At 63.2% G+C, this 24,013-nt stretch carries 26 protein-coding genes and 1 pseudogene; 17 read left to right on the top strand and 10 right to left on the bottom strand.

From position 1 onward, the window contains the following. Nucleotides 1-66 precede the first annotated feature (66 nt). From MHI61_RS27040 to MHI61_RS27025, 4 genes are all read left to right on the top strand, one after another. Nucleotides 67-1,059 carry a tripartite tricarboxylate transporter substrate binding protein gene (locus MHI61_RS27040; RefSeq protein ID WP_239791241.1) on the top strand — a complete coding sequence of 331 codons (993 nt, stop codon included), beginning with the start codon at nucleotides 67-69 and terminating at the stop codon, nucleotides 1,057-1,059. A gap of 207 nt (nucleotides 1,060-1,266) precedes the next feature. After that, complete coding sequence (locus MHI61_RS27035) at nucleotides 1,267-1,455, top strand: YegP family protein (protein WP_097603990.1); 189 nt, start codon at nucleotides 1,267-1,269, stop codon at nucleotides 1,453-1,455. 249 nt (nucleotides 1,456-1,704) lie between these two features. Next, a complete protein-coding gene (locus tag MHI61_RS27030; protein WP_097580340.1) occupies nucleotides 1,705-2,043 on the top strand; it encodes a YciI family protein in 339 nt (112 codons plus the stop codon). Between the two features lie 7 nt (nucleotides 2,044-2,050). After that, the gene (locus MHI61_RS27025; RefSeq protein WP_239791240.1) at nucleotides 2,051-3,301 is read left to right on the top strand and encodes a DUF6596 domain-containing protein; all 1,251 of its coding nucleotides are present in this window, start codon (nucleotides 2,051-2,053) and stop codon (nucleotides 3,299-3,301) included. Here MHI61_RS27025 and MHI61_RS27020 read toward each other — a convergent pair whose 3' ends face one another. The 3 genes from MHI61_RS27020 to MHI61_RS27010 all read right to left on the bottom strand — a co-directional run bounded on the left by MHI61_RS27020 (nucleotide 3,302) and on the right by MHI61_RS27010 (nucleotide 6,353). Next, the gene (locus MHI61_RS27020; RefSeq protein WP_239791239.1) at nucleotides 3,302-4,333 is read right to left on the bottom strand and encodes a peptidoglycan -binding protein; all 1,032 of its coding nucleotides are present in this window, start codon (nucleotides 4,331-4,333) and stop codon (nucleotides 3,302-3,304) included. Nucleotides 4,334-4,336: 3 nt separating this feature from the next. Beyond that, entirely contained in the window at nucleotides 4,337-5,440 is a 1,104-nt protein-coding gene (locus tag MHI61_RS27015) for a MotA/TolQ/ExbB proton channel family protein (RefSeq protein WP_097603986.1), read from the bottom strand. 112 nt (nucleotides 5,441-5,552) lie between these two features. Continuing rightward, nucleotides 5,553-6,353, bottom strand: coding sequence for an inositol monophosphatase family protein (locus MHI61_RS27010; protein WP_012485142.1), 801 nt, complete (start codon nucleotides 6,351-6,353; stop codon nucleotides 5,553-5,555). Nucleotides 6,354-6,900: 547 nt separating this feature from the next. On the opposite strand from MHI61_RS27010, the pseudogene MHI61_RS27005 reads away from it, so the two are divergent. Next, nucleotides 6,901-8,647: pseudogene (locus MHI61_RS27005) on the top strand (chemotaxis protein). Between the two features lie 30 nt (nucleotides 8,648-8,677). On the opposite strand, the gene MHI61_RS27000 reads toward MHI61_RS27005, so the two are convergent. Together MHI61_RS27000 and MHI61_RS26995 are read right to left on the bottom strand one after the other, a co-directional pair. Then, nucleotides 8,678-9,760 (bottom strand): tetratricopeptide repeat protein, encoded by a 1,083-nt coding sequence (locus tag MHI61_RS27000; protein ID WP_239791238.1) that lies wholly within the window; start codon nucleotides 9,758-9,760, stop codon nucleotides 8,678-8,680. A 10-nt stretch (nucleotides 9,761-9,770) separates the two neighbouring features. Continuing rightward, the gene (locus MHI61_RS26995; protein WP_239791237.1) at nucleotides 9,771-10,424 is read right to left on the bottom strand and encodes a thiamine phosphate synthase; all 654 of its coding nucleotides are present in this window, start codon (nucleotides 10,422-10,424) and stop codon (nucleotides 9,771-9,773) included. 108 nt (nucleotides 10,425-10,532) lie between these two features. On the opposite strand from MHI61_RS26995, the gene MHI61_RS26990 reads away from it, so the two are divergent. Together MHI61_RS26990 and MHI61_RS26985 are read left to right on the top strand one after the other, a co-directional pair. Next, on the top strand, nucleotides 10,533-11,297 hold the full coding sequence (locus MHI61_RS26990; RefSeq protein WP_239791236.1) for a sulfite exporter TauE/SafE family protein: 765 nt from the start codon (nucleotides 10,533-10,535) through the stop codon (nucleotides 11,295-11,297). Between the two features lie 72 nt (nucleotides 11,298-11,369). After that, on the top strand, nucleotides 11,370-11,630 hold the full coding sequence (locus tag MHI61_RS26985; protein WP_003552646.1) for a metalloregulator ArsR/SmtB family transcription factor: 261 nt from the start codon (nucleotides 11,370-11,372) through the stop codon (nucleotides 11,628-11,630). A gap of 197 nt (nucleotides 11,631-11,827) precedes the next feature. Here MHI61_RS26985 and MHI61_RS26980 read toward each other — a convergent pair whose 3' ends face one another. Beyond that, nucleotides 11,828-12,001, bottom strand: a complete 174-nt coding sequence (locus MHI61_RS26980; protein ID WP_009996782.1) for a DUF465 domain-containing protein — start codon at nucleotides 11,999-12,001, stop codon at nucleotides 11,828-11,830. 228 nt (nucleotides 12,002-12,229) lie between these two features. Here MHI61_RS26980 and MHI61_RS26975 point away from each other — a divergent pair, with 228 nt between their 5' ends. From MHI61_RS26975 to MHI61_RS26940, 8 genes are all read left to right on the top strand, one after another. Beyond that, nucleotides 12,230-12,433, top strand: a complete 204-nt coding sequence (locus MHI61_RS26975) for a DUF465 domain-containing protein (protein WP_010028538.1) — start codon at nucleotides 12,230-12,232, stop codon at nucleotides 12,431-12,433. A 43-nt stretch (nucleotides 12,434-12,476) separates the two neighbouring features. Then, nucleotides 12,477-12,971 carry a 5-(carboxyamino)imidazole ribonucleotide mutase gene (gene purE, locus MHI61_RS26970; RefSeq protein ID WP_004679370.1) on the top strand — a complete coding sequence of 165 codons (495 nt, stop codon included), beginning with the start codon at nucleotides 12,477-12,479 and terminating at the stop codon, nucleotides 12,969-12,971. Next, a complete protein-coding gene (locus tag MHI61_RS26965) occupies nucleotides 12,968-14,044 on the top strand; it encodes a 5-(carboxyamino)imidazole ribonucleotide synthase (protein WP_239791235.1) in 1,077 nt (358 codons plus the stop codon). Before purE ends, MHI61_RS26965 begins: the two co-directional genes overlap by 4 nt. A 165-nt stretch (nucleotides 14,045-14,209) precedes the next feature. Next, entirely contained in the window at nucleotides 14,210-14,335 is a 126-nt protein-coding gene (ykgO, locus tag MHI61_RS26960) for a type B 50S ribosomal protein L36 (RefSeq protein WP_003582204.1), read from the top strand. A gap of 109 nt (nucleotides 14,336-14,444) precedes the next feature. Then, a complete protein-coding gene (locus tag MHI61_RS26955; protein WP_239791234.1) occupies nucleotides 14,445-15,059 on the top strand; it encodes a hypothetical protein in 615 nt (204 codons plus the stop codon). A gap of 120 nt (nucleotides 15,060-15,179) precedes the next feature. Then, on the top strand, nucleotides 15,180-16,265 hold the full coding sequence (locus tag MHI61_RS26950; RefSeq protein WP_239791233.1) for an alpha/beta hydrolase: 1,086 nt from the start codon (nucleotides 15,180-15,182) through the stop codon (nucleotides 16,263-16,265). A gap of 75 nt (nucleotides 16,266-16,340) precedes the next feature. After that, a complete protein-coding gene (gene ggt / locus MHI61_RS26945; RefSeq protein ID WP_239791232.1) occupies nucleotides 16,341-18,077 on the top strand; it encodes a gamma-glutamyltransferase in 1,737 nt (578 codons plus the stop codon). 123 nt (nucleotides 18,078-18,200) lie between these two features. Continuing rightward, a complete protein-coding gene (locus MHI61_RS26940) occupies nucleotides 18,201-19,175 on the top strand; it encodes a threonine/serine dehydratase (RefSeq protein WP_239791231.1) in 975 nt (324 codons plus the stop codon). Nucleotides 19,176-19,179: 4 nt separating this feature from the next. Here the strand turns inward: MHI61_RS26940 and MHI61_RS26935 are convergent, their stop codons facing one another. Then, a complete protein-coding gene (locus MHI61_RS26935) occupies nucleotides 19,180-20,073 on the bottom strand; it encodes a LysR substrate-binding domain-containing protein (protein WP_183918224.1) in 894 nt (297 codons plus the stop codon). Between the two features lie 117 nt (nucleotides 20,074-20,190). On the opposite strand from MHI61_RS26935, the gene MHI61_RS26930 reads away from it, so the two are divergent. Together MHI61_RS26930 and MHI61_RS26925 are read left to right on the top strand one after the other, a co-directional pair. After that, the gene (locus MHI61_RS26930) at nucleotides 20,191-20,610 is read left to right on the top strand and encodes a tautomerase family protein (protein WP_239791230.1); all 420 of its coding nucleotides are present in this window, start codon (nucleotides 20,191-20,193) and stop codon (nucleotides 20,608-20,610) included. Further along, on the top strand, nucleotides 20,607-21,158 hold the full coding sequence (locus MHI61_RS26925) for a DUF4865 family protein (protein ID WP_239791229.1): 552 nt from the start codon (nucleotides 20,607-20,609) through the stop codon (nucleotides 21,156-21,158). The genes MHI61_RS26930 and MHI61_RS26925 overlap by 4 nt, the downstream gene beginning before the upstream one ends. Nucleotides 21,159-21,160: 2 nt before the next feature. Here the strand turns inward: MHI61_RS26925 and MHI61_RS26920 are convergent, their stop codons facing one another. From MHI61_RS26920 to MHI61_RS26910, 3 genes are all read right to left on the bottom strand, one after another. Next, nucleotides 21,161-21,796 (bottom strand): LysE family translocator, encoded by a 636-nt coding sequence (locus MHI61_RS26920; protein ID WP_239791228.1) that lies wholly within the window; start codon nucleotides 21,794-21,796, stop codon nucleotides 21,161-21,163. Nucleotides 21,797-21,920: 124 nt separating this feature from the next. After that, complete coding sequence (pyk, locus tag MHI61_RS26915; protein ID WP_097603966.1) at nucleotides 21,921-23,360, bottom strand: pyruvate kinase; 1,440 nt, start codon at nucleotides 23,358-23,360, stop codon at nucleotides 21,921-21,923. Then, nucleotides 23,360-23,755, bottom strand: a complete 396-nt coding sequence (locus tag MHI61_RS26910; protein WP_010059370.1) for a DUF1036 domain-containing protein — start codon at nucleotides 23,753-23,755, stop codon at nucleotides 23,360-23,362. The genes pyk and MHI61_RS26910 overlap by 1 nt, the downstream gene beginning before the upstream one ends. Nucleotides 23,756-24,013: the final 258 nt, after the last annotated feature.

Here is a 24,013-nt window from a genome sequence, read left to right as displayed (position 1 = left end):
TCCTGCCCTACCCTCTTCATGCCCCCTGGGTAGGGGTTGCTGTTGAAATCGTGGGAGGAGATAGGAATGGCGCTTTCCAACATGACGCGACGCACGGGCCTTGCGCTCGTTTTCGGCCTGGCTGCAACGCTCGGTCTCGGCACGGCTTCCGTTGCCGCGGATTTTCCGGATCGCGCGATCACCATGGTCGTGCCCTTCGCCGCCGGCGGCTCGACCGATGTCGTCGCCCGCATCGTCGCGCAGAAGATGTCGGAAGATCTCGGCCAGCAGGTGATCGTCCAGAACGTCGCCGGCGCCGGCGGCAATCTCGGCGCCGGCAACGTCGCCCGCGCGGACCCCGACGGCTACACCATCCTGATGGGCACGGTCGCGACCCACGCCCTCAATCCGCTGATCCTCAAATCGACCCCCTATGATCCCGAGAAGGATTTCGCGCCGATCTCGCTGCTCGTCGTCGTGCCGAACGTGCTGGTCGTCAATCCGGAATTGCCGGCAAAGACAGTGCCGGAATTGATCGCGCTGCTGAAGGCGGAGCCCGACAAATACAGTTACGCCTCGTCGGGCAACGGCACGCCGCTGCATCTTTCCGGCGAACTCTTCAAATCCATGGCCGGCGTCAGCATGCAGCACATCCCCTATAAGGGCGCCGGCCCGGCTTTGAACGATGTCATCGGCAACCAGGTCCCGATCATGTTCGACAACCTGCCCTCCTCATCCAGCCATATCAAGGCGGGCACGCTGAGGGCGCTGGCAGTGACGACGGCTGAGCGCGCGCCCTCCTTCCCCGACGTGCCGACGGTCGCCGAATCCGGTATTCCAGGCTATGAGACCTATACCTGGAACGCGCTCTTCGCGCCGGCAAAGACGCCGAACGAGGTGGTAGTGCGCCTCAATGCCGCAGCCAAGAAGGCGCTCGCCGATCCCGCCGTTGCCGAGCGGATGAAGGAGTTCAGCGCCACCATTGTCGGCTCGACCCCGGAGGAACTCGCAGCCCATGTGAAAGCCGAGCTCGCCAAATGGGGGCCGGTCGTCAAGGGCGCGAATATCCAGATGGAATGACGCGGCGGCATCCCACCGGCTATCCCATCCGCTTGCGCCCAATGGAATGGTGCCGATGGGACGCGACAACCCGCGTCCACACGATGACTCAATCAAACCAGGAGAGGCTCCAGGCACCCCAATTCTCATTAAGGTAGTGGAAAAGCTCGCCATTTTGATCTAGCCTCTCGACGCTGATGGTACAATTCAGCGTTTCGGGAGACATCCATGTACAAATTCGAAGTTTACAAGGATAAATCAGGCGAATTCCGCTTCCGCTTCAAGGCATCGAATGGGGAAACCATGTTCCTGTCCGAAGGCTACAAGGCGAAGGCCTCGGCCATGAGTGCCATCGAATCCATCAAGAAGAACTCGCCCGGCGCCGACGTCGTCGATCAGACGAAGGCCGAAGCCTGAGCAGGACGTCACGGGCGGCGTGAGCGCCGCCCGCTTTCTTTCGCACCTTGAGCGGCACTGGCGCCTTTGAGCTTGGCTCACCTGCTTTCGAATTTCCGGCGTTGTTTTCTTTTTCAAGTATTTTTCAAAGCCATGTCGAAACGACCGCCGCTCGCGCCTCATTGTCTCGGAACGGCTGAGCCGCTCCACCAGGCATAACGGCTTTCGTCGGCCTGCCTGGAAGGCCAACAACGAGATCAGGAGTTTTCCATGCAATATGCTCTCATCATTCGCGAAGCGCCCGAAGATTTCGCCCGCCGCAGCGATCCTGCCTATCGCGACGGTTGGGTCGCCTACAGCAAGGCGCTCGCACAGGCAGGAATCATGACGGGCGGCGCCGGCCTGACAGCCCCCGAGACCGGCACGATCCTGCGCCGCAAAGGCGAGGATCACGATGTCCAGGACGGTCCCTATCCAGAAGGCAAGGAACAGCTCGGCGGCTTCTATCTGATTGAGGTCCCCGATATCGACACCGCGCTGGAATGGGCGACCCGCGTTCCGATCTCCGACAAGGGTTCGGTCGAGGTGCGCCCGCGCCTGCAGCTGTGAGGCGGGAATGTCCGCCGATACCGGACGCGCCGCCGAACAGGTGGCGCGTCAGTCCTATGGCAAGCTGATCGCCTTTCTCGCCGCCCGCTCGCGTGACGTGCCGGCGGCGGAAGACGCATTGTCGGATGCGCTGGCTTCGGCTTTGCGCGTCTGGCCGGAGCGCGGCATTCCTGGCAATCCGGAAGCCTGGCTGCTGGTCGCCGCTCGCCGCAACCTCATGCAGGCGGCCCGCCACCGCACCGTCGAGGCCAACGCACGAACGACGATATCGCTCGCCCTCGAGGAAGCGGAGGAGCGCATGAACGTGACCGGCAATTCCGTTTTTCCCGATGAGCGGCTGAAGCTGCTCTTTGCCTGTACCCATCCAGCCATCGACAGCTCCGTGCATACGGCGCTGATGCTGCAGACGGTTCTCGGCATCGAGGCGAGAACCATCGCACGGGCCTTCGTCGTTTCGCCGCAAGCGATAAGCCAGCGGCTGGTGCGGGCCAAGGTGAAGATCCGTGATGCCGGTATTCCCTTCGCCGTTCCGCCTCGGCCCACCCTGCCGGGGCGACTCGCCGCCGTGCTTTCGGCGATCTACGTTGCCTACGGCCTCGGATGGGATGGCCTTGACGGCGAGGAGGCGCACCAGTCGCTTGCCGCCGAAGCGATCTGGCTCGGCCGGGCGCTGCTGACGGTGCTGCCGGACGAGCCGGAAACGATCGGCCTCCTGTCGCTGATGCTTCACTGCGAAGCCCGCCGTGATGCCCGACGCGACGGCGAGGGCCGATATGTGCCGCTGGACGAGCAGGACACGGCGGTCTGGAAGGCGATCATGATCGCCGAGGCAGACGGACTGCTGCGCAAGGCCGGGAGCTTCGAGCGTTTCGGCCCCTTTCAGTGTCAGGCGGCAATTCAATCCGTGCATGCGGCGCGCCGCCTTTCCGGGACGACCGACTGGCAGGCGCTGACGACGCTCTATGCCGCGCTACTGCTGATGAAGCCGACGCTCGGCGCCCGCGTCGCCGAGGCGGCGGTGATCGGCAGGGCCTCAAGCGCTGCCGAAGGCATCAGCCGGCTCGACAAGATCGATCCGCGCTCGATCGCGGCCTATCAGCCATACTGGGCCGTGCGTGCCTTTCTTCTGGCACGGGCCGGCGACAATACCGCCGCGGCTGACGCTTACGTGACGGCGATCGGCCTCAGCGACAGTCCAGCCGTTCGCGCCTTTCTCGCCGACAGGCTCGAGGAGTGGCGGCAGACAATATCAAGCTGATTATTTCTCGGTCAGCTTTAGCTCGATGCGGCGGTTGGTGGCGCGCGCATCCGGCGTATCACCGGGTGCGATCGGCTGGAACTCGCCGAAGCCGGCGGCGACGAGCCGGTCGGCCGGCACGCCTTGGCCGATCAGGAACTTGACGACCGACGTCGCTCGCGCCGAGGAAAGCTCCCAGTTGTCGCGATAGCGGCCTGTTCCGGCAAGCGGCACATTGTCGGTATGGCCGTCGACACGCAGCACCCAGTTGATCTCAGGCGGAATTTCCTTGGCGAGGTCGAGCAGGGCGGTTGCAAGCTTCGCCATCTCCGTCTGCCCCTCCGGGTTGAGATCGGCGCCGCCCGAGGGAAACAGCACCTCCGACTGGAAAACGAACCGGTCGCCGACGATACGAATATTCTCGCGGTCCGAAAGGATCTCGCGCAAGCGGCCGAAGAAGTCGGAACGGTAACGGTTCAGCTCCTGCACGCGGGCGGCGAGCGCCACGTTGAGACGGCTACCGAGATCGGCGATCTTGGTCTGCGAGACCCGATCCTTTTCCTCCGAGGCCTGAAGGGCTGCCTCGACGGCGGCAATCTGGCTGCGAAGCGCTGCGATCTGCTGGTTCAGCAGCTCGACCTGGCTGAGGGCCCGTTGGCTCACCTGCTTCTGCTCGTCGAGCTCCTGCGTCATCGCGCCGATCCGCTTCTGCGCCGCGTCCTGGCCACCCGAACCGGCACTCAGCAGCGCCTGCAGCCGCGAGCGCTCGCCTTCGACGTTGGCAAGCGACGCCTGCAGGTTGGCGACCGAGTCCTGGAGATCCTGATTACTGCCCTTTTCGAGCGCGAGAAGCTGCGTTAGCTCGTTGATCTGGCTGTTGAGGCGGTTGAGCACCTCGTCACGTCCTGTGATCTCGCGGCTGAGAATGAACTGCCCGACGACGAAGACCGTCAGCACGAACATGATCGAAATGAGCAGCGTCGAAAGCGCATCGACGAAACCCGGCCAATAGTCGACCGTGCGTTCGCGGCGGCGGTTGCGGGCAAGAGCCATGGCTTACTTGCCCTCACTCTTCTCTGTGTGGCTTGTGCGTTCGCGGTGACGTTCGGGTTTCTCACCGGCCCGCTCCTGCAGGCCGATGCGTTCGGCCAGCCGGTCGAGCGTGCGGCGCATTGCCTTCGCCTCGTCCTGCTGTGCCTCGATCCAGTCGCGCAGCATCTGCTGCTCGTTGCGCATATTCTTGACGAGCCCCTGGATGCCTTCGGCAAGGCTCGCCATGGCGGCGACCGAGCGCTGGCTGCCGACACCCCCCTCTTCGGAGGCCTTGCGCAGATATTCGGAGAGCGCACGCATGTCCTCAGAGGACGAACCGGACACGGCGTCGAGCGCCGGCGCAAGATCGGAACCGACATCGGTAACGGAGGAGAGCCAGTTTTCCAGCTCCATGTAGAAGCGGTTCTGCGCGCGGCCGGCCTGCAGGTCGAGGAAGCCGAGAATGAGCGAACCGGAAAGGCCGAGCAGCGAGGACGAGAAGGCCTGACCCATGCCCGAAAGCGGCGTGGACAGACCGTCCTTCAGTGCCGAAAGCACGTCCCCGGTGCCGTTCGAGCCGGCATCAAGCGATTGGATGACACCACTGATCGAACCGATCGTGCCGATGAGGCCCCAGAACGTGCCGAGCAGGCCGAGGAACACCAGGAGGCCGATCAGATAGCGCGAGACGTCGCGCGATTCATCGAGGCGCGTCGCGATCGAATCGAGGATCGAACGCAGCGCCGTCGTCGATAGCGCCAACGAGGTCTTGCGATTGCCGATCAGTGCCCGCATCGGCGCCAAAAGCCGCGGATTGCGATTGACCTTGTCGGCGCTGCCCGCGGCGCGGAAGGAGTTGAACCAGCGCACTTCGGGGCGAAGCGCCAGCACGTGACTGAAAACAAGGATGATGCCGACAGCGAGAACGCCGACGATCAGGCCGTTGAGGCCCGGATTGTGCATGAAGGCAGTCTGCGTCTGCCGGAAGAGGATGGCGGCAATGAACCCGACGATGACGAGGAAAAGCAGCATCGTCCAGAGGAAGGGCATGGGGCTCGAAAGCCTGTAGACATAACCGCCGGGCGTCTTTTCGGTGGAGCCGATCTCCGCCACATTCACATTTTCCATAGGTTCAGCAGCCTCCGAACTCATTGCTGGCGGAGACTAGAGCAACATTGTGCCGAATTGAAGTATCTGGAGGCGAAAACCGTGACTTTACAACAGCCGTGTTTTCTCTCGCCTACTTGGCGGGAATCGGTCGCTTGATGACCTCGATGAGCGCCTTGTGAATGTGTTCGTTGCCGGCGACAATCGCGCCACCCTCCAGAATGGCCGCTCCGCCGTCCCAATCGCTGGCAAAGCCGCCGGCTTCGCGGATGAGCAGGATCCCGGCCGCCATGTCCCAGGGTGCAAGCTCCGCCTCCCAGAAACCATCGAAACGTCCGGCGGCGACATAGGCGAGATCAAGCGTCGGCGAGCCCAGGCGACGAATGCCCGCCACCTCGCCCATCACGTGGCGAAGCTCGACCAGGAATTTGCCGTGATTGCGCTTGCCGAGCGCCGGCACGCCGCAGCCGATGACGCAATCCGACAGCACGCGGCGTGCGGCGACGCGCAGGCGCCGGTCGTTCAGGAAGGCGCCACCGCCGCGCTCGGCAGTATAGAGCTCGTCGGTCGCCGGATTGAAGACGACGGCCGCAACGATCTCGCCGTTGCGTTCAAGTGCGATCGAGACGGCGAAGGCCGGGATGCCGTGCAGGAAGTTCGTAGTGCCATCGAGCGGATCAACGATCCAGCGATGCGCGCCGTCGGTGCCCTTGATCTCCTCGCTCTCCTCGCCGAGGAAACCGTAGGTGGGGCGCGCCTTGAGCAGTTCTTCCCGGACGATCTTTTCGGCCTTGCGGTCGGCGGCGGAGACGAAGTCGCCCGGTCCCTTCACCGATACCTGCAGGTTCTGCACTTCGCCGAAATCACGCCCCAGCGATTTTCCTGCCTTGAGGGCAGCCTGAACCATGACATTGAGAAGAGCTGAACGGGCCATCGGCGCATTTCCTTGGGACTGATACGGGACGCGCGCTGCCAGGGGCGGGAAATGTCCCTGAACATGCATGACAGGCAGCGCTGCAAAGATTGGCGGCCTCAAGACCACAAAACCAGGGAAATTTCAAGAGGAGGCGCGCATGGCTGCCCTTCCTCGTCGGGAACCCGCGATTTTATTCGAAACGGATCGGTTCAAAACTGGTCTCAGAATTTCCGATGCGTGATCATCACTTCGCGAGCGATCTGATCGAGCGGCAAGACGCGGTCGACGCCGCCCTTGGGGTACAAAGCGGTTGTATGAAACTACCATATAACGAGTCTTGAGACCCGCAATTCTGATCCGGAATAAAGTTGTGATCAAAATTTAGCAACAACAAATAAAAGCAATGGGTTAATCCGTATTAACCGACCACGAGGTCGCGACGGCGCCCAATCCCCATCTTTCGTTAATCACAACGCTGACGAGTCCGGCGTGTTTACCGGACGTTTCCATCCTGCGCGTAAAAATAGTGTCAGATAAGCCTGTGTTTTAAGAAAAGGTATAAATGTTGGCACACGCTCTGGTATCGCCGACCGCTGCAGCCTACACCTCCGGGCGGGACATTGGCCGGACCCTGGAATCCGCCCGCAGCCGGGTCGAGGAACGTTTTCTCGAAGGCGGCACGGTATTGCTGTCGGTGATGGATGTTCTCAACCGTTTGTTGAATTCTCTCGAGAGCGTCACGGCGGCGCTCGACAATGGGGAGCAGAGCGATACCGGCGCCGATCTCCGTGCCACGGTGGAGAGCCTGACGGCGCTGCCGGTCACCGAAGAAAATCGTCAGCAGGCGCTGGTCTCACTGGCGCAGACCGGCCGGGAGCTGCGCAAATATGTCTCCGACATGCAGGAGACGATGCGTTATCTCAGAACTTTCGCCGTGACCGTGAAGATCACCGGCGCCGGCCTTGCTGAATTTGCCGGCTTCGCACAGGAAATCCTGGAGCGAATCTCATTCCGGCACCGATGAAGTCAACCGTTTCGCCGCGCATCTCGACAGCCTCGACAAGGAGGTCAAACTCGCCGCCTCCTTCGGCGCCAGCGTCTCCAAGGGCTACGCCGATACCGTTCCGGCCGTTGCCGCCGCCCTGCGCGGCGACGCCGCCAAGATCGCCGAACATCGCAAGCATCTCGGCGTCGTCGCCCGCGAGGTCGGCGCGATTGCACGCGGCGTTCAGAGCAAGGTCGCCTCGACGCTCTCTGCCCTGCAGATCGGCGACATCACCCGCCAGCGCATCGAGCATGTACAGGCCACCCTCTCGCTGCTTGAGGAGTTCTTTGCCGGCGAGGGCGCCAAGCTCGATGCCGGCGCGCGCAAGCGCCTTCAGAACGTCATTCACCATCTGACCGCGGCGCAGATGAACGACATGTGCGTAAATTTCCAGCGGGAATCGGAAAACGTCGTCACGACGATCGCCAGTTTCGACCACGACATGCGGGAAATCCTCAAGCTGCGCGACCAGATGAGCGGCGCGAGCGGCGAATCCGGCGGCAACTTCATGCGCGCGCTGGAATCGAGCGTTTCGGCCGCTCACGAAATCGTCCGGCAGGTCGATACGGCAAGCCGGCAGGCCGACCAGGTGAGCCAGTCGACGATCGACACGGCCGCCAAGCTCTCCCAAGCGATCGCCAGTATCCGCGCCGTCAAGACCGACATCCATTATATGGCCTTGAACACCAATCTGCGCTGCAGTCGTCTCGGCGAGGAAGGCAGGTCGATCAACGTCGTCACGGCCGAATTGCGCATCTTCGCCGGCAAACTCGACGAATCCGCCGATGCCATCGTCACCGGCCTGCCGGCGCTCGAAGCCGCGGCCGGACGCATCGCCCCCGCCACCGATGCCGGGGCGGGCGGCCTGGGAGAGGGCCTGACATCGGCCGTCGGCAACATCCGCGCCGCAGCCGACGTCATGGAAAACGAGCTGAAAGTGCTTGCCGAAAACGGTCGCGAGGTCGCCACCAAGATCGGCCTGCTGATCGGCAAGCTCGATTTCCAGCGTGACCTCGGCGAGGTCTTTGCCCGCTGCGCCGATGTGCTTGATGAGGCCGCCGGCAGCGAGGTCGCCGATATCTCCGATCTCGCTGAGGCGATCGCCCTGCTCGAGCGCAAGATCTTCAAGCACTATACGATGGTTCAGGAGCGCAACATTCATCGCGAGATCATCCCGGCCTGCGAGGAAAGCGCTGCTGCCCCTGCTCCCGCCGAGCCTGCCAAAATCGAAAACGACGAGGATCTTTTCGCCGACGCGCTGTTTTAACGTCGCTCTTGGGACGCGAGGCGCTATTATCTAGCGTCGGCGGAACTTGTTGGCGGCGTCGATCGCCGCCTTCTGCTGCTCGTCCTCGATGCCCAGATAAAAATCCTCGAGCCCCGGATCGGCAAGCCCGGCGCGGCGCGACAGCACGTACCACTTCGCCGCCTCGACCGGATTGGGCGGCGTGCCGATGGCATTGACATAGAGGTGGGCGAGCTTGTTTTGCGCCGCGACATTGCCGCCATTGGCGGCAAGTTTCAACCATTCGAAACCTTTGACATAATCCTTCGGGCCGCCGACGCCGTTGACGAGCCAGATGCCGAGATCGAGCTGGGCCGTGTCGAAGCCGGCACGCGCCGCGCGCGCCATCCACTCGCGGGCGAGTCGCTTCTTTTCCTCCGGCAGGTCTTTCAGCGTCGCGTAAAGCTGCGCCACCGCATATTGCGAATCGGCAATGCCCTGCTCGGCCGATTTCTCATAGAATGGCAGCGCCAGCTTCAGCCCCTTCTCGCCGGGATTGTCGGCCACGAGGATCTGCGCCCAGTTGAACTCCGCTGAAGGGTTGCCGGCCTCGGCCGCCTTGCGCATGTAGTCGTCGGCCTTGACCTTGTCGCGCGGCACGCCTTCGCCTTCCATCAGCATCAGCGCATATTTGAACATTGCCGCCGGATCGCCGCCTTCGGCCGCCTTGCCGTACCAGAAGGCCGCGTTCTTCACGTCCTTCTTGACGCCGAGACCCTGTGAGAGGATTTCGCCGATCAGCGTCTGCGCTGCCGGATCTCCGAGTTGGGCGCGCGGCAGCGCCTTATCCATCGCTGTCAGGTAATAACCGCGTTGGTAAGCGCCGTAAGCCTCGTCGATCGGTCCCTTGTAGTCCTTCTCCGGCGGCAGGTCCGGCAGTTTCGCGCCCATCCGGTCGAAGACCCCGACGCCATCGGAGGGTCGCACGCCGGGACCGGCGGGCCGGTCGGTGCGAAAGGTCGAAGCCGGCGCCGTGCCCGGCTGGCTGATGACGCTGTCGGCTGTCTGCGCCAGGGCGACACCCGGCCCGGCTGCAAGGAGAACGGCGATGCTGGCGAGCAGATATTTCAACTGGCGGGCGGGCGGGATCGGCATGAGCGCGATTTCAATCCTCAAACCGTGGCGCTTTTTCGTCAAGCAGCGCGTTGATTTCGGCAATGACGGATGGCGCCCGGGCGGGCTCACCGAAGACCGCCAGCCGCAGCGCCACGAACTCCGCTCCGGTTTCGGCAACGGCGAGCGCCGAGGCCGGATCGGTGCCGCCCATCACGATGCAGGGGATTTCGATCATCGAAGCCCACCATTCGCCGAGCGCAAGGTTCTTCGGATGGGCCTCCGGCTTGATGTCGCCATCGAGCTTGCCGAAGAAGATATAGTCCGGCCTCACTTCGCCGATCTCCAGCGCCGTGTGCCGGTCGGCCGCATTGCCGCCGCCGACGATCAGCTTCGGTGCGTGCTTGTCGATCGCCTCCGACAGCGCCTCGGCATTGCCAGAAAGATGCAGGCCATCGGCCTTTGCCCGTCCCGCCACGCGGCTGTCGCCTGCAATCAGCGCCGCCGCCCCGGCATCCTGGATCAGCGGCACCAGCTTTTCGGCATGTTTTTGAAAGGCGCCGTCGTCGAGCCCGTATTGCGGCACGATCACCGAGGCGACATCGCCGCCTTTCAGCGCGTCGGCGACGATCTTTGCCTGTTCATCGGCATCGGCGATATCGGGGGCGATGAGCACAAGGCGACAGCGGTTTTCCGGTTCGGTCATGAGGTCTTTCCGTTTCCAGCGAATTCCCCTTTCGAAAGGACGGATCCGCACTCGTTTTGTGTGAGTAGTTCCGTTAGAGGAGGCTTGCAAGAGGAGGATGCCGAAAGCATGCCGCAGGATTTGTCATTCTACTACGCCGCCGTGCCCGCCGTCCTCCTGGTCGGCCTCGCGAAAGGCGGCATGGGCGACGCTTTGTCGCTGATCGGCCTGCCCTTTCTCGCTCTGGTCGTCTCGCCGGTCGAAGCGGCGGCGATCCTGCTGCCGATTCTGATCTTCATGGATATGATTTCGCTCGTCATCTGGCGCAAGCATGGCGATTGGACGACGCTGAAGATCATGCTGCCGGGTGCAATCTTCGGCATCGGCCTCGGCTGGGCGACGTCGGCGCTGGTTCCGGGCAACATGCTACGCATCGTCATCGGGGCGGTTACCATCCTCTTCTGCCTGCGTTATTTCTGGAGCAATTTCGGCCCCGGCATCGCCAAGGTGATCCCGCCGCGCGGCCAGCGGTCGGTTGCCGCCAGCCTCTGGGGGACGTTTTCCGGTTATGGCAGCTTCGTCGCCCATGCCGGCGGCGCGCCCTTCCAGGTCTATGCCCTGCCGCTCAAGCTGCAGCCGCGCGAATATACCGGCACCAGCGTGCGCTTCTTCGCGATCCTCAATGCCGTCAAGCTGATCCCCTATTTCGCGCTCGGCCAGCTCGACACGCAGAACCTTGCGACCTCGGCGACGCTGCTGCCCTTCGCCCCGCTCGCCACGCTTGCCGGCGCCTGGTGCGTGCGCCGCATGCAGCCGGCGATGTTCTACCCCTTCATGTATGCGATGGCCTTGATCGCCGCCTTGCTGATCGTGCGCGAGGGCCTTGGCGGGTAAGGGCCGCCCTGCTCCACGCTGCAACGCACAATTTTCTTGCCGCCGCGGCCGGTTTGCCGTAGCGTTCCCGCCATGTCGAACACGGACCCCTTCTCTGCGATTGCCGATCCGAACCGGCGGTTTCTGCTGGAAGAATTGCGGCGCGCGCCGCGGACAGTCAACGAGCTCGCCGAGGGCCTGCCGATCAGCCGGCCGGCCGTGTCGCAACACCTGAAGGCGCTGCTCGACAGCAACCTCGTCTCGGTGACGTCGGAAGGCACCAAACGCATCTACGCGGTCAATAACCGCGGCTTCGACAAGCTCAATCTGTGGCTGGATCAGTTCTGGGCCTGATCGCCCTCCGACAAGACCCCAAACCTAATCCTATGACGCGATCGGCGGCGGGAGATGCAAAGCGCCAGCCGCGATGCCGCGAGCATCGGGCTGGCGCAATTCTGGTGTCAAATCACCGGGTCTTGCAAATTTTAGGCGGAATGGATGAATTTACCTCTTCATACGCAAGATGATCGGCCGGCGAACCCTTGGGAAGATCAGTGGACGGATGACTTGAGACGCTGAATCTCGTCCTTGATGCGCAGCTTGCGGCGCTTGCATTCGGCAATTTCCGTATCGGAGATAGAGGGAGCTGTTCTGAGCGCGTGCAGCTCCTCCTCGAGAGCAACATGCTTTTTCTGGAGTGATTCAAGATGAGCTTGAACTGTCATTTGACCCTTCCTTCCTCTTACCCTCCCCGACCATCATCGTCGGGGATCAAGGTGTCAACGCGCCGGACTGTGACATATTTTTGAAGGCTTGTCGAAGGCGAAAAGATGAAGATGAGATGGCAAATTCATGATCAAGACTAACTAGCCGTTACCCGTATTTGGTGATAGGAGCTTGCGGAAATCATCGGCAGATCGGACAAGATCCGAAGACGACAACGGGGAATGCATATGGCCGATCAGGAACAGGCGGAAATCAGGCTCATGGTGGCGCGGCTGCGTCAGGAGCACGAGGATTTCGACGCCGCGATCAACGCCATGATCGAGACCGGATGCGACGCTCTGCGAATCCAGCGCATGAAAAAGAAGAAGCTCGTCATCAAGGACAAGCTTTCTAAGCTGGAAGATCAGATCGTCCCTGATATCATCGCCTGATCGCATCGCCCGATCGCATTGCTTGAGAGGAATAGCGGCAACGATGACAGACAGACCACCCGTCGCCATTATCATGGGCAGCCAATCCGATTGGGAAACCATGAAGAACGCGGCCGATACGCTGGAAGCCCTGGAAATCCCTTATGATGCGCGCATCATCTCGGCGCACCGCACGCCCGACCGCATGGCGAATTTCGCCAAGGGCGCGCGCGCCGAGGGCTTCAAGGTCATCATCGCCGGCGCCGGCGGCGCTGCCCATCTGCCGGGCATGACCGCATCGATGACGCCGCTGCCGGTCTTCGGCGTCCCGGTCCAGTCGAAAACCATGTCCGGCCAGGATAGCCTCCTGTCGATCGTGCAGATGCCGGCCGGCATTCCGGTGGGAACGCTCGCCATCGGCAAGGCGGGCGCGGTCAACGCTGCCCTTCTCGCCGCCGCCGTGCTTGCCCTTTCCGACGAAGAAATCGCCGAGCGGCTCGACGAATGGCGCGAACGTCAGAGTGCCAGCATCGCCGAATACCCGATGGACGACCAATGACCGTAAGCACGATCGGCATTGTCGGCGGCGGCCAGCTCGGCCGCATGCTGGCCATCGCCGCCGCCAGACTGAATTTCCGCACGATCATTCTCGAGCCGCAGGCGGACTGCCCGGCCGCTCAGCTCGCCAACCGGCAGATCGTTGCCGCCTATGATGATCCGGCGGCGCTGGCCGAACTTGCCGCTGCCTGCGATGTCGTCACCTACGAATTCGAGAACGTGCCCGTTGCCGCCGCAGAAACGCTTTCGGCAAGCATTGCCGTCTATCCGCCGCCGAAGGCGCTGGAAGCCGCCCAGGACCGACTGGTCGAAAAGCGCTTCCTCAACGATTGCGGCATCCCCACCGCCCGCTTTCACGCGATCGACAGCCAGGCCGACCTCGAGGCGGCCCTGAAGGATTTCGGCGGTCAGGGCGTGTTGAAGACCCGCCGTCTCGGTTATGACGGCAAGGGACAGAAGCTTTTCCGTTCAATGGCCGACAGCCCTGACGGCGCCTATGCCGCTCTCGGCGCCGTGCCGCTGATCCTCGAAAGCTTCGTCGCCTTCGAGCGCGAGGTTTCGATCATCGCCGCGCGCACCGCCGACGGCGCGGTCGTCTGCTTCGATCCTGCCGAAAATATTCACCGCAACGGCATCCTCCATACCTCGACGGTTCCCGCCGCGATCTCCGCAGCGACGGGCGAAGCCGCACGTCGCTCGGCCGAAAAAATCCTCGCGGCATTGAACTATGTCGGCGTCATCGGCATCGAATTCTTCGTGCTTGTCGACGGCAGCCTGATCGCCAACGAGATGGCCCCGCGTGTACACAATTCCGGACACTGGACGGAGGCGGCCTGTACCGTCAGCCAGTTCGAGCAGCATATCCGCGCCGTCGCTGGCCTGCCGCTCGGCGATGGCGCGCGCCATTCCGACTGCGTTATGCAGAACCTGATCGGCGACGATATCCTTGCCGTTCCCGACTGGCTGCGACGCCCCGATACGCTGGTCCATCTCTACGGCAAGACAGAGTGGCGGCCCGGGCGCAAGATGGGCCATGTCACCACGTTGGCGCCGAAATCCCCGCTTTCCCGGTGAGAAAACACCCTCTCGCCCCGGGAAAAACACCGTCACGTGGTTGACACGGAAAAGGTGACGGGGTATCTGCTCCCCCACCTAAAGAGCGCGCCCCGACGGCGCGCTTTTGATTGTTAAAGATACGGGCGAATGTGAATTCCCCCATAGAGATCGCGGATCAGAAAAATGAAGATCAAGAATTCGCTCAAGTCGCTCAAGGCTCGCCACCGTGACAACCGTCTGGTTCGCCGCAAGGGCCGCATCTACATCATCAACAAGCTGAACCCGCGCTACAAGGCTCGTCAGGGCTGATTGCGCGCATCCGGATCGCCGCGCCGCGCAGTTTGCGCCGTCGGACATCCGGTAGGTCGCTGCGGTGATCACGTCAAATTTGTTTGATCTTCGGCGTTGGCGGGCTAATATGTCCGCCATGCGCTTTTTTGCTTTGACGCCAGCGGCCTTGCCGCTCTTCCTCGTTCTCTCCACCTCTCCGCTTCCGGCCATCGCGGCGGAAAAGGATGTCATCGTCGAGCAGAGCAATGCCGCCAGTTCGCCGAAGCAGCGCCTCGATCAGCTCTTCAGCCAGCTGAAGCGCGAGCGCGATCCCGACAAGGCCAGCGGCATCGCCAACGAAATTCGCCTGGAATGGAATGATTCCGGCAGCGCGACCGTCAATCTGCTGATGCAATGGGCCGACAAGGCGATTGAGGAAAAGCGCAATCCCGCCGCTCTCGATTTCCTCGATGAGGCAATAGCGCTGAAGCCCGATTACGCCGAAAGCTGGAATCGGCGCGCCACGCTGAATTTCGTCATGGGCAATTACCGCAAGTCGATGTCCGACATCGAACATGTGCTGGATCTCGAGCCGCGCCATTTCGGCGCGCTCTCCGGCATGGCCGCGATCCTCAGCAATTCCGGCAACGATCAGCTGACGTTGAAAGCCTGGGAGCGGTTCCTCGATATCTATCCCGCCGAGCGCACTGCGCAGGAACAGGTCAATACGCTGTCGGAAAAACTTGCCGGCAACCGCACGTGATGTCGGCTCGCCCAATCTTGAAGCCCGGCCGGACCGCACAATTTTAGCATTATCGAGGGAGCCACGCGGCGCTTCGCCCAGCGCTCTCGAGATCCGCCGCAACCATCGCCCGTAAAGATCATGCTTGCAGAAGTTTCCGCTCTTCTCGCTCCCCTCGCCGCCGCCATCGGTTACTCCTCCTACAAGGCGCGGCGCTTCGAACGGACCTATCCCAATATCGGTGAGCTGACGGATGTCGGCGGCTACCGGATGAATGCCGTCCATATCAAGCGTCCGGAACATGCCGATCTGCCGGCGCTCGTCTTCATTCACGGCGCCAGCGGCAATCTGCTCGACCAGGTCGTCGCCTTCCGCGCAGCCCTCGAAGGCCGGGCGGAAATGCTCTTCGTCGACCGTCCCGGCCACGGCTATTCCGAACGCGGCGGCCCTGAAAACGCGGTCCCTTCCGGCCAGGCGGATGCGATCGCCCGGCTGATGGAGGCCCGCGGCATCGAGAGGGCGATCATCGTCGGTCATTCTTTCGGCGGCGCGATCACCGCAACCTTCGGCCTGCGCCATCCCGAAAAGACAGCCGGCCTGCTCTTTCTGGCACCCGCGACCCATCCCTGGCCGGGCGGTATCGACTGGTATTATCACGTCGCGACGGCGCCGGTCGTCGGCTGGCTGTTCAACCACGCCATCGTCGTGCCGCTGGGGCTCAGCCGGCTGGAGCGCGGCACGCTGAATGTCTTCCGTCCCAATCCGCGCCCGCTCGATTACATCGAAAAGACCGGCCCATCGCTGGTGCTGCGGCCCCGCACCTTCCGCAACAACGCCGTCGATTTCAAAAGGCTGCTTGCCTATCTGAAGGAACAATCGCCGCTCTATTCACAGATCACCGCGCCGACCGTCATCATAACAGGCGACAGCGACGAGATCGTCTGGGAACACCTGCATTCACGCGGTCTTGCCCGCGATATAGCCGGCTCCGAGCTCATCACCGTCCGCGGCGTCGGCCACAAGCCGGATTATCTCGCGACCGATGTCGCCATCGCTGCCATGGAAAAGATCGCCGGCAAGCCGTGCGACCTGCAGGCAATCGCCCGCCGGGCCGAGGAGCGGCTCGCCGCGGCGTCGCGCGATCGGACATCTCTGCCGTCGCTGGAGCCGGGCGCCCCGCGCGGGCATGATCCTTCAGCCGGAAACTCGATCGAACGCCTCGCATAAAGCCGATCGCGCGCATTGCCTCGAGCCGGCGCAGCCCCATATGTTTTTCCGTTGTTGTCCATAGGAGGGGAAATCATGGGCCGCCTGCATATCGGGACGATCTCGGTCATATCGGCATTGTCGCTCTGCCTGACCTCGGCTTTCGCGGCCTCGCCCGCACCTGTTGAAGCCGAACACGGCATGGTCGTTACCGCTCAGCATCTGGCGACCGATGTCGGCGTCGAGGTGCTGAAGAGCGGCGGCAACGCCGTCGATGCGGCCGTCGCCGTCGGTTACGCGTTGGCGGTGGTCTATCCCTCGGCCGGCAATCTCGGCGGCGGCGGCTTCATGACCATCCGCCTGAAAGACGGCACCAAGACCTTCCTCGATTTCCGCGAACGCGCGCCGCTCGCCGCGACGAAGACCATGTATCTCGATGCCAAGGGCGAGATCGTGCCGCGCGCCAGCCTCGACGGTTATCTCGCCGTCGGCGTTCCCGGCTCGGTCATGGGTTTTGAAACCGCGCGCGAGAAATACGGCACCCGCTCACGCCAGGATCTGATCGCGCCGGCCCTTCGCTTCGCCAAGGAAGGCTTCACACTGGAACAGGGCGACGCGGCCATCCTCGCCGGCAGCGCCAAACGCCTCGCCAAGGATGAGACGGCGGCGAAAATCTTTCTGAAACCGGATGGCAAGCCCTATGCATCGGGCGAAAAACTTGCGCAGCCGGATCTCGCCGCGGTCCTCGCCGCCATCTCCGAAAAAGGCCCCGACGCCTTCTACAAGGCCGCACCCGCCGAGGCGATCGTCACGGCAAGCCAGGCCAAGGGCGGCATCCTCGCCAAGCAGGATTTCGAGCAATATGCCGTGCGCGAATTGAAGCCGATCGAGTGCAATTACCGCGGCTACGACATCATCTCCTCGCCGCCGCCCTCCTCCGGCGGCGTCATCATCTGCGAAATCCTCAACGTCCTCGAAGGTTATCCGCTCTCCTATCTCGGCTACGCCTCGGCCGAAACCGTGCACGTGATGGTCGAGGCGATGCGCTACGCCTATGTCGACCGTAACGCGGCGCTCGGCGATCCTGATTTCGTCGAGAACCCGGTCGAAAAATTGCTCGACAAGGGTTACGCCAAGGAGACCGCAGCAAAGATCGATCCCTACAAGGCCGGCACGTCGGCGAATTTGAAACCGCTCGGCGGCAAGGAAAGCAACGAGACGACGCATTATTCGATCATCGACGACGAGGGCAACGCCGTCGCCGTCACCTACACGCTGAACGGCTCCTTCGGCGCCGCCGTCGTAGCACCCGGTACCGGCGTTCTGCTCAACAACGAGATGGACGATTTCACCTCCAAGCCCGGCGTGCCGAACCTCTACGGTCTGGTGCAGGGCGAGGCGAACGCCATCGCCCCGAAGAAGACGCCGCTCTCCTCGATGAGCCCGACGATTGTCACCCGCGACGGCAAGCCCTTCATGGTGATCGGCAGCCCCGGCGGCTCGCGCATCATCACCATCACGCTGGAGGCGATCCTCAATGTCGTCGATTTCGGCATGGATATCAGCCAGGCGGTCAATGCGCCGCGTTTCCATCACCAATGGCAGCCTGACAAGGTCTATCTCGAGCCCTATGCGCTTTCGCCGGATACGGAAAAGGCCCTCGCCGCCATGGGTTACAGTTTCGACGGCGGCAATGATGCGCCGGTCTGGGGCCAGGCTGCCGGCATCCTCGTCGGCGGCAAAAGCCTTGCCGCCATCGCAAAGGGCGGCGGCGCCCGCTACAACGGCGCCATGGACGCTCGCGCGGCGGAAGGCTCGGCCGGCGGCTATTGACGGGCGCCAAACGGTTCAGGCGGCGACGGATATCCATTCATGTCACGGTGACAAAGTCGACGTTCACAAACGGCGTGCCGCATCCTATGCATGTGCGAACTCTCCAAGCAGGACGATTCCCGAATGGCAAGCATTGAAATGATTGTCGCCGCCCGCGCCCGTTTGCGCGGCCATGCGCGCCGCACGCCGCTTCTCTCCTCCCCCTTCCTCAACGACATCGCCGGCCGGCGCCTGTTCGTGAAGGCGGAATGTCTGCAGCATTCCGGCTCCTTCAAATTTCGCGGCGGCTGGTCTGCCCTCTCCGGCCTCGACCCGGCCGTACGCGCCCGCGGCGTTATCGCCTTCTCCTCGGGCAATCATGCGCAGGGCGTGGCGCTGGCCGCCAAGCTGCACGGCGTGCCCGCCGTCATCATCATGCCGAGCGATGCGCCGAAGCTGAAGATCGCCAACACCCGCGCCTTCGGCGCCGAAGTCGTGCTCTACGACCGCGCCAACGAGGATCGCGACGAGATCGGCGCCCGGCTTTCGGCCGAGCGCGGCCTGACGCTGATCAAGCCCTTCGACGAACCGCTGGTGATCGCCGGCCAAGGCACGACCGGCCTCGAGATCTCCGAACAGGCCGAAGAAGAGGGTGTGACGTCAGCCGAGGTCCTCGTGCCCTGCGGCGGTGGCGGATTGACCTCCGGCATCGCCCTTGCCCTCGAAGCCAGTGCCCCCGGCCTCCGCGTCCGGCCCTGTGAGCCCAAGGGTTTCGACGACACCACCCGCTCGCTCGCCTCCGGCAGGATCGAACGCAACGCGTCGATATCAGGCTCGATCTGCGATGCGATCCTGACGCCACAGCCCGGCAACATCACCTTCCCGATCCTCAAGCGCCTTGCCGGCGCCGGCATCGTCGTCACCGACGAGGAGGCGCTGCGCGCCATGGCGCTCGCCTTTACCCGGCTGAAGATCGTCGTCGAGCCCGGCGGCGCCGTGGCGCTCGCCGCCGCCCTCTTCCACGCCGAGGCGCTGGAAAGCGATGCAGTCATCGCCGTCACCTCGGGCGGCAATGTCGATGCCGATCTCTTCGCCATGGCGCTGGAGCGCTTCGGCTGAGATATTAGAGCCTTTGCTGCAGCGCGCCCTCTACCGACTGCAGCACGAGCTCGCCGAGCCGCGCCGCAGCCGGCGGCAGCTCGGCTTCGGCCCGATGCAGAACCAGGCCAAGCTTCGGCAGGTCGGGCAGGCCGACGGCCTTCGGCATAAGCGGCCGGAGCTTCGCCGGCAGGCCGATCGGCGTGCGGATGGTGAGACCGAGGCCGGCTGCCGTCGCCGCCCAGAGGCCGCCAAGACTGGCACTGACGAAGGCGAGCCGCCAGGAAATGCCGGCCGCATCAAGCGCCTTTGTCGCCGCACTGCGCAACAGGCACGGCGCCTCCAGTGAGGCGAGCGGCATCGGCTCGCCGCTGGCCGCATGCCAGCCGATCGGCCCCTCGGCAGGCCCGATCCAGCACATCGGCACTTCGCCGATCCGCTCGCAATGTGCCGTCAGCGCGCCGTCGCTCCAGGCAAGCGCCAGATCGAGCTTGCCTGATGTGACGCGCTCGAGCAGTTCGGTATTGCGTGCCACCCGCGCCTCGATGCGGACCTTCGGATGAGCGCGGGCGAAACGGCCGAGCACCTCGGGCAGCAAGGTCTCTCCGAAATCCTCCTGCAGCCCAAGCCGCACCCAGCCCTCCAGCTCGATGCTGTGCACGGCGGCGGCCGCCTCGTCGTTGAGCTCCAAGAGCCGCCTGGCATAGCCGAGCATCGTCTCGCCGGCATCGGTCAGCGCCAGCCCACGCCCGGCCTTGCGGAAGATCGGCGTGCCCGCCTGTTCCTCCAGCTTCTTCAGCTGCGCGCTGACCGCCGAGGTCGAACGCCCGAGCCTTTCGGCCGCCTTGGCGAAATTGCCGAGCTCCATACCGGTCGAAAAGGTTCGAAGCACATCGAGATCAAAGATGGTCCGCCGCATCACACAGTCCATATTTTCAGGATTATTTGTCCATAATATTCTGATTTTCAGCATCATCGTGCCGTGCGATGGTGCTGTTGTCAAGGCCGGCGGACGGCCCCAACCATGGAGATCCCGATGCCCTTCGTTCGCATTTCCCTTCGTAAAGGCAAGTCGCCGGACTATCTCGCGGCACTCGCCGACGCCATCCAACGCGCCCTGGTCGAGACCTTCGACGTGCCTGAGAACGATCGCTTCCAGGCCATCCACCAGCATGACGAGAACGAGCTGATCTTCGACAGCAGCTATCTCGCCGGCCCGCGCTCCGGCAATTTCGTCTATATCTCGATCACCATCGGCCGGCCCCGAATCGCCGAAATGAAGGCGGCGCTCTATCGCCGGCTTGTCGATCTCGTGTCGCAATCGCCGGGTCTTCGGCCCGAGGACGTGATGATCGTCATCAGCACCAGCGCCCCTGATGATTGGTCCTTCGGCAACGGTATCGCGCAGATGACGGATCCCGACTGGCGGCTGCGGGCAGCAGGGGAACGGTCATGATTGCCATGCAATACAGCTTCACCCTGCCCGCCGATTACGACATGTCGATCGTCGACCGACGCATACGCGACAAGGGGCCGCTGCTCGACGGTTTCCCCAATCTCGGCTTCAAGGCCTATCTCAGCGCCCGCCGAGGCGAATGCGCCAGCCGCGACAATCTCTATACGCCCTTCTATCTCTGGCAGAAACCGGAAGGGGCGAGCGACTTTCTCTGCGGCCCGGGATTCGAAGCCCTGACCGGCGCTTTCGGCTGGCCAACGGTCAGAACCTGGATTGTCTGGCAGGCGGAGCTTTCGGCAGAGATTGCCGCTGCCAGGTTTGCGACCCGCGATATCCTGCTGACCGAGCCTTACGCGCCGCTTGCTGATATCCGGCGGGCCGAAAGCGCGCAGGCTGACGCCGAGGTTGCGGCAGGCGGCGCGCTCGCCTCCGTCTCCGGCTTCGAACCGACGACATGGACGCGGGTGCGCTTCAGGCTATGGCGCGAGATGCCCGAGATCGACGCCCAGACGCAGGCCTATCGCGTCGGTCACCTGTCCCTGCCCTGACGTCAAACGGTTGCCCGGCGGTAGAAGGCGAGCGACCCTGCAAGCGCCAAGAGCGCCCCGCCGCAGGCTCGCTCCAGCCAGAGGGCGCCCGACGTCTTCAGAAAACGCACCGCCTGCGAACCGAAGAAGGCGTAGCCGAACATGATAATGAAATCGAGCGCGGCAAAGACCAGCGCCAACAGCGCATATTGCCCCGCCTGCGGCAGCGTCGGGTCGATGAACTGCGGCAGAAAGGCCGAGAAGAACAGGTAGCCCTTCGGATTGGTCGCCGCGACCATGAAACTCTTCAGGCCGATCGAGAAGATCGATGCCGCGCCCGCCGGCGCGCCTGCTTTCAACGCCGCATCGATCCCGCCTTTCGAGCGCAGCAGCATGATGCCGAGAAAGGCAAGGTAGGCAGCACCTGCCCATTTCAGCATCGAGAACCAGAATTCCGATGCCGCGAGCAGCGCGCCGAGCCCGACCGCCACGGCGCCGATCAGCACGAAATCGGATAGCACCGCACCGACCATGCCGGCGATTGCCGGCCGCAGACCATGCCTCGAACCATTCGTCAGCGCCAGTAGCACTGTCGGCCCCGGCGTCGCGATGCCGACGAACGAAACGGCTGCAAAGGCGAGAAGCGTGACGGTGTCCATAATGATCCCTCCCAGGTCAGAGGAACGAAACTTGCACGCGCCGCAAGCCCTGGCAATGCCGGACCGTCAACAAAAAACCCGCAGCCTCTGTGAGGCTGCGGGCTCTCGAAGGAATGCGATCGGATCAGATACCGCTCTGGCCGTCGGAACCGATATAGGCGATGCGGATCATGTTGGTGGCGCCGGGCGTGCCGAGCGGCACGCCGGCCGAGATGATGATGCGGTCGCCCGGCTTGCCGAAGCCTTCATCCGCGACGATGCGGCAGGCGCGGTTGACCATGTCGTCGAGATCGGTGGCGTCATGGGTAACGACGCAATGCAAGCCCCAGACGATGGCGAGGCGCCGCGCCGTCTTGATGATCGGCGACAGCGCCAGGATCGGCACCTGCGGGCGCTCGCGCGAGGCGCGAAGGCCTGTCGTGCCCGACGAGGTATAACAGACGATCGCCGACAGTTTCAGCGTTTCGGCGATTTGGCGCGCAGCGAGCGAGATCGCATCGGCGCCGGTCGCTTCCGGCTGGGCGCGCTGGGCATAGATGATGCCGGGATAATGCGGCTCGCGCTCGATGGCGGTGGCAATCGACGCCATGGTCGAGACGGCTTCGACGGGATAGTCGCCCGAGGCCGACTCGGCCGAGAGCATGACGGCATCGGCACCTTCGAAGACGGCGGTCGCGACGTCGGACACTTCGGCGCGCGTCGGCACCGGCGCCGAGATCATCGATTCCAGCATCTGCGTGGCGACGACCACCGGCTTGCCCGAACGGCGGCAGGCGCGAATCAGCTGCTTCTGGATGCCGGGAACCGATTCGAGCGGCATTTCGACGCCGAGATCGCCGCGGGCGACCATCAAGGCATCGGAAAGCTCGATGATTTCCTCGATGCGCTCGAGAGCCTGCGGCTTTTCGATCTTCGACATCAGGCCGACGCGGCCGCGGGCGATCTTGCGCACTTCGGCAAGGTCGTCGGGACGCTGGACGAAGGAAAGCGCCACCCAGTCGACATCGTCGGTGGCGAGCACCGCGTCGAGGTCGGCGCGGTCCTTATCCGTCAGCGCACCGACGCCGAGCAGCGTGTCGGGAAGGCTGACGCCCTTGCGATCGGAAATGCGCGTGCCCGATATAACCGTCGTGACGATGCTCTTGCCGTCGCACTTTTCCGCCCGCAGCGCGAGCTTGCCGTCGTCGATCAGCAGGCGATGGCCGGGCTGCACCGATTCCAGGATTTCGGGGTGCGGCAGATAGACACGGGTCTGGTCGCCAAGCGCCTCGTTGTTGTCGAGCGTGAATGTCTGGCCGGGCTTCAGGTCGACTTTGCTGTCGACGAACTTGCCGACGCGCAGTTTCGGTCCCTGCAGGTCGGCGAGAATGCCGATCGGCCGGCCGGAGCGCGCTTCGACCGAGCGGATGCGCTCGATGAGCGTACGCATCAGGTCGTGGCTCGCATGGCTCATATTGATGCGGAAGACATCGGCACCGGCCTGGTGCAGCTTCTCGATCATCGATTCCTCGGAGGAGGCAGGCCCGAGGGTGGCGAGGATTTTAATTTTGCGATTACGCTTCATCAATTCTGGCTTTCTTGCGTCCCTGGGGTGTCGGAGAGTTGGACCATCCAGCTGCCCTGGCGGCCCGTGTCGTATTCCTTGAAACCCATCTTCTGGTAACCGCGGGCATAACAATCCTGTACACCCGAGATCTTGAACTCGTTTTCCGCTACGCACATCTGCACGTCACCCGTCCATCGTCCTCCCCGGGCGGCGTCCTCTGCGTAGAGGTAATAATAACGCGACTGCAGTTCTCCCTCGATCAGCGTGGCGCAGGTGGTTGCCGGCACTTGCCACCAGCCTTCCGTGACCCAGCCATCCTTGGCCCGGTATCCGATCGCGACGCCGACGAGATTCTGTGTTCCGTTGCAGACGCGAAAATCGGCGCGTGCGGCATCTGCGATGAAGAACGGCATAAAAGCTGCAAGAGCGAACAGAGCGAGTCGGACCAGCGGTCCGGACCGCGTGAGGAAACTTGGCGCGGCTTAAATCAACACGGCTCCCAAATAGCTCCACGGTTATTCGTATCCGTGTCTTCTTGCGCCGCCGTCATGCGAAAGTCAACGCGATGCTAATCGATTATATTTCCTTTCACAAACTGCGCATCCAGGCTTCATCTTCGCTTCCCGCCGCCTGTCGCGCTTGAACCGGCGGCAGCCCCATGCGATCACTGC

Origin of the sequence: Rhizobium sp. K102 (assembly GCF_022385315.1) — a bacterium.
Taxonomy (GTDB): domain Bacteria; phylum Pseudomonadota; class Alphaproteobacteria; order Rhizobiales; family Rhizobiaceae; genus Rhizobium; species Rhizobium croatiense.
The sequence above is the reverse complement of the archived record's forward strand: the minus strand, read 5'-3'. Positions and strand labels throughout refer to the sequence as shown.

Bases quoted from the DNA above. Each gene is read 5' to 3' on its own strand.
- MHI61_RS27040 (WP_239791241.1), top strand. From the start codon at position 67: ATGGCGCTTTCCAACATGACGCGACGCACGGGCCTTGCGCTCGTTTTC.
- MHI61_RS27035 (WP_097603990.1), top strand. From the start codon at position 1,267: ATGTACAAATTCGAAGTTTACAAGGATAAATCAGGCGAATTCCGCTTC.
- MHI61_RS27030 (WP_097580340.1), top strand. From the start codon at position 1,705: ATGCAATATGCTCTCATCATTCGCGAAGCGCCCGAAGATTTCGCCCGC.
- MHI61_RS27025 (WP_239791240.1), top strand. From the start codon at position 2,051: ATGTCCGCCGATACCGGACGCGCCGCCGAACAGGTGGCGCGTCAGTCC.
- MHI61_RS27020 (WP_239791239.1), bottom strand. From the start codon at position 4,333: ATGGCTCTTGCCCGCAACCGCCGCCGCGAACGCACGGTCGACTATTGG.
- MHI61_RS27015 (WP_097603986.1), bottom strand. From the start codon at position 5,440: ATGGAAAATGTGAATGTGGCGGAGATCGGCTCCACCGAAAAGACGCCC.
- MHI61_RS27010 (WP_012485142.1), bottom strand. From the start codon at position 6,353: ATGGCCCGTTCAGCTCTTCTCAATGTCATGGTTCAGGCTGCCCTCAAG.
- MHI61_RS27000 (WP_239791238.1), bottom strand. From the start codon at position 9,760: ATGCCGATCCCGCCCGCCCGCCAGTTGAAATATCTGCTCGCCAGCATC.
- MHI61_RS26995 (WP_239791237.1), bottom strand. From the start codon at position 10,424: ATGACCGAACCGGAAAACCGCTGTCGCCTTGTGCTCATCGCCCCCGAT.
- MHI61_RS26990 (WP_239791236.1), top strand. From the start codon at position 10,533: ATGCCGCAGGATTTGTCATTCTACTACGCCGCCGTGCCCGCCGTCCTC.
- MHI61_RS26985 (WP_003552646.1), top strand. From the start codon at position 11,370: ATGTCGAACACGGACCCCTTCTCTGCGATTGCCGATCCGAACCGGCGG.
- MHI61_RS26980 (WP_009996782.1), bottom strand. From the start codon at position 12,001: ATGACAGTTCAAGCTCATCTTGAATCACTCCAGAAAAAGCATGTTGCT.
- MHI61_RS26975 (WP_010028538.1), top strand. From the start codon at position 12,230: ATGGCCGATCAGGAACAGGCGGAAATCAGGCTCATGGTGGCGCGGCTG.
- purE (WP_004679370.1), top strand. From the start codon at position 12,477: ATGACAGACAGACCACCCGTCGCCATTATCATGGGCAGCCAATCCGAT.
- MHI61_RS26965 (WP_239791235.1), top strand. From the start codon at position 12,968: ATGACCGTAAGCACGATCGGCATTGTCGGCGGCGGCCAGCTCGGCCGC.
- ykgO (WP_003582204.1), top strand. From the start codon at position 14,210: ATGAAGATCAAGAATTCGCTCAAGTCGCTCAAGGCTCGCCACCGTGAC.
- MHI61_RS26955 (WP_239791234.1), top strand. From the start codon at position 14,445: ATGTCCGCCATGCGCTTTTTTGCTTTGACGCCAGCGGCCTTGCCGCTC.
- MHI61_RS26950 (WP_239791233.1), top strand. From the start codon at position 15,180: ATGCTTGCAGAAGTTTCCGCTCTTCTCGCTCCCCTCGCCGCCGCCATC.
- ggt (WP_239791232.1), top strand. From the start codon at position 16,341: ATGGGCCGCCTGCATATCGGGACGATCTCGGTCATATCGGCATTGTCG.
- MHI61_RS26940 (WP_239791231.1), top strand. From the start codon at position 18,201: ATGGCAAGCATTGAAATGATTGTCGCCGCCCGCGCCCGTTTGCGCGGC.
- MHI61_RS26935 (WP_183918224.1), bottom strand. From the start codon at position 20,073: ATGCGGCGGACCATCTTTGATCTCGATGTGCTTCGAACCTTTTCGACC.
- MHI61_RS26930 (WP_239791230.1), top strand. From the start codon at position 20,191: ATGCCCTTCGTTCGCATTTCCCTTCGTAAAGGCAAGTCGCCGGACTAT.
- MHI61_RS26925 (WP_239791229.1), top strand. From the start codon at position 20,607: ATGATTGCCATGCAATACAGCTTCACCCTGCCCGCCGATTACGACATG.
- MHI61_RS26920 (WP_239791228.1), bottom strand. From the start codon at position 21,796: ATGGACACCGTCACGCTTCTCGCCTTTGCAGCCGTTTCGTTCGTCGGC.
- pyk (WP_097603966.1), bottom strand. From the start codon at position 23,360: ATGAAGCGTAATCGCAAAATTAAAATCCTCGCCACCCTCGGGCCTGCC.
- MHI61_RS26910 (WP_010059370.1), bottom strand. From the start codon at position 23,755: ATGCCGTTCTTCATCGCAGATGCCGCACGCGCCGATTTTCGCGTCTGC.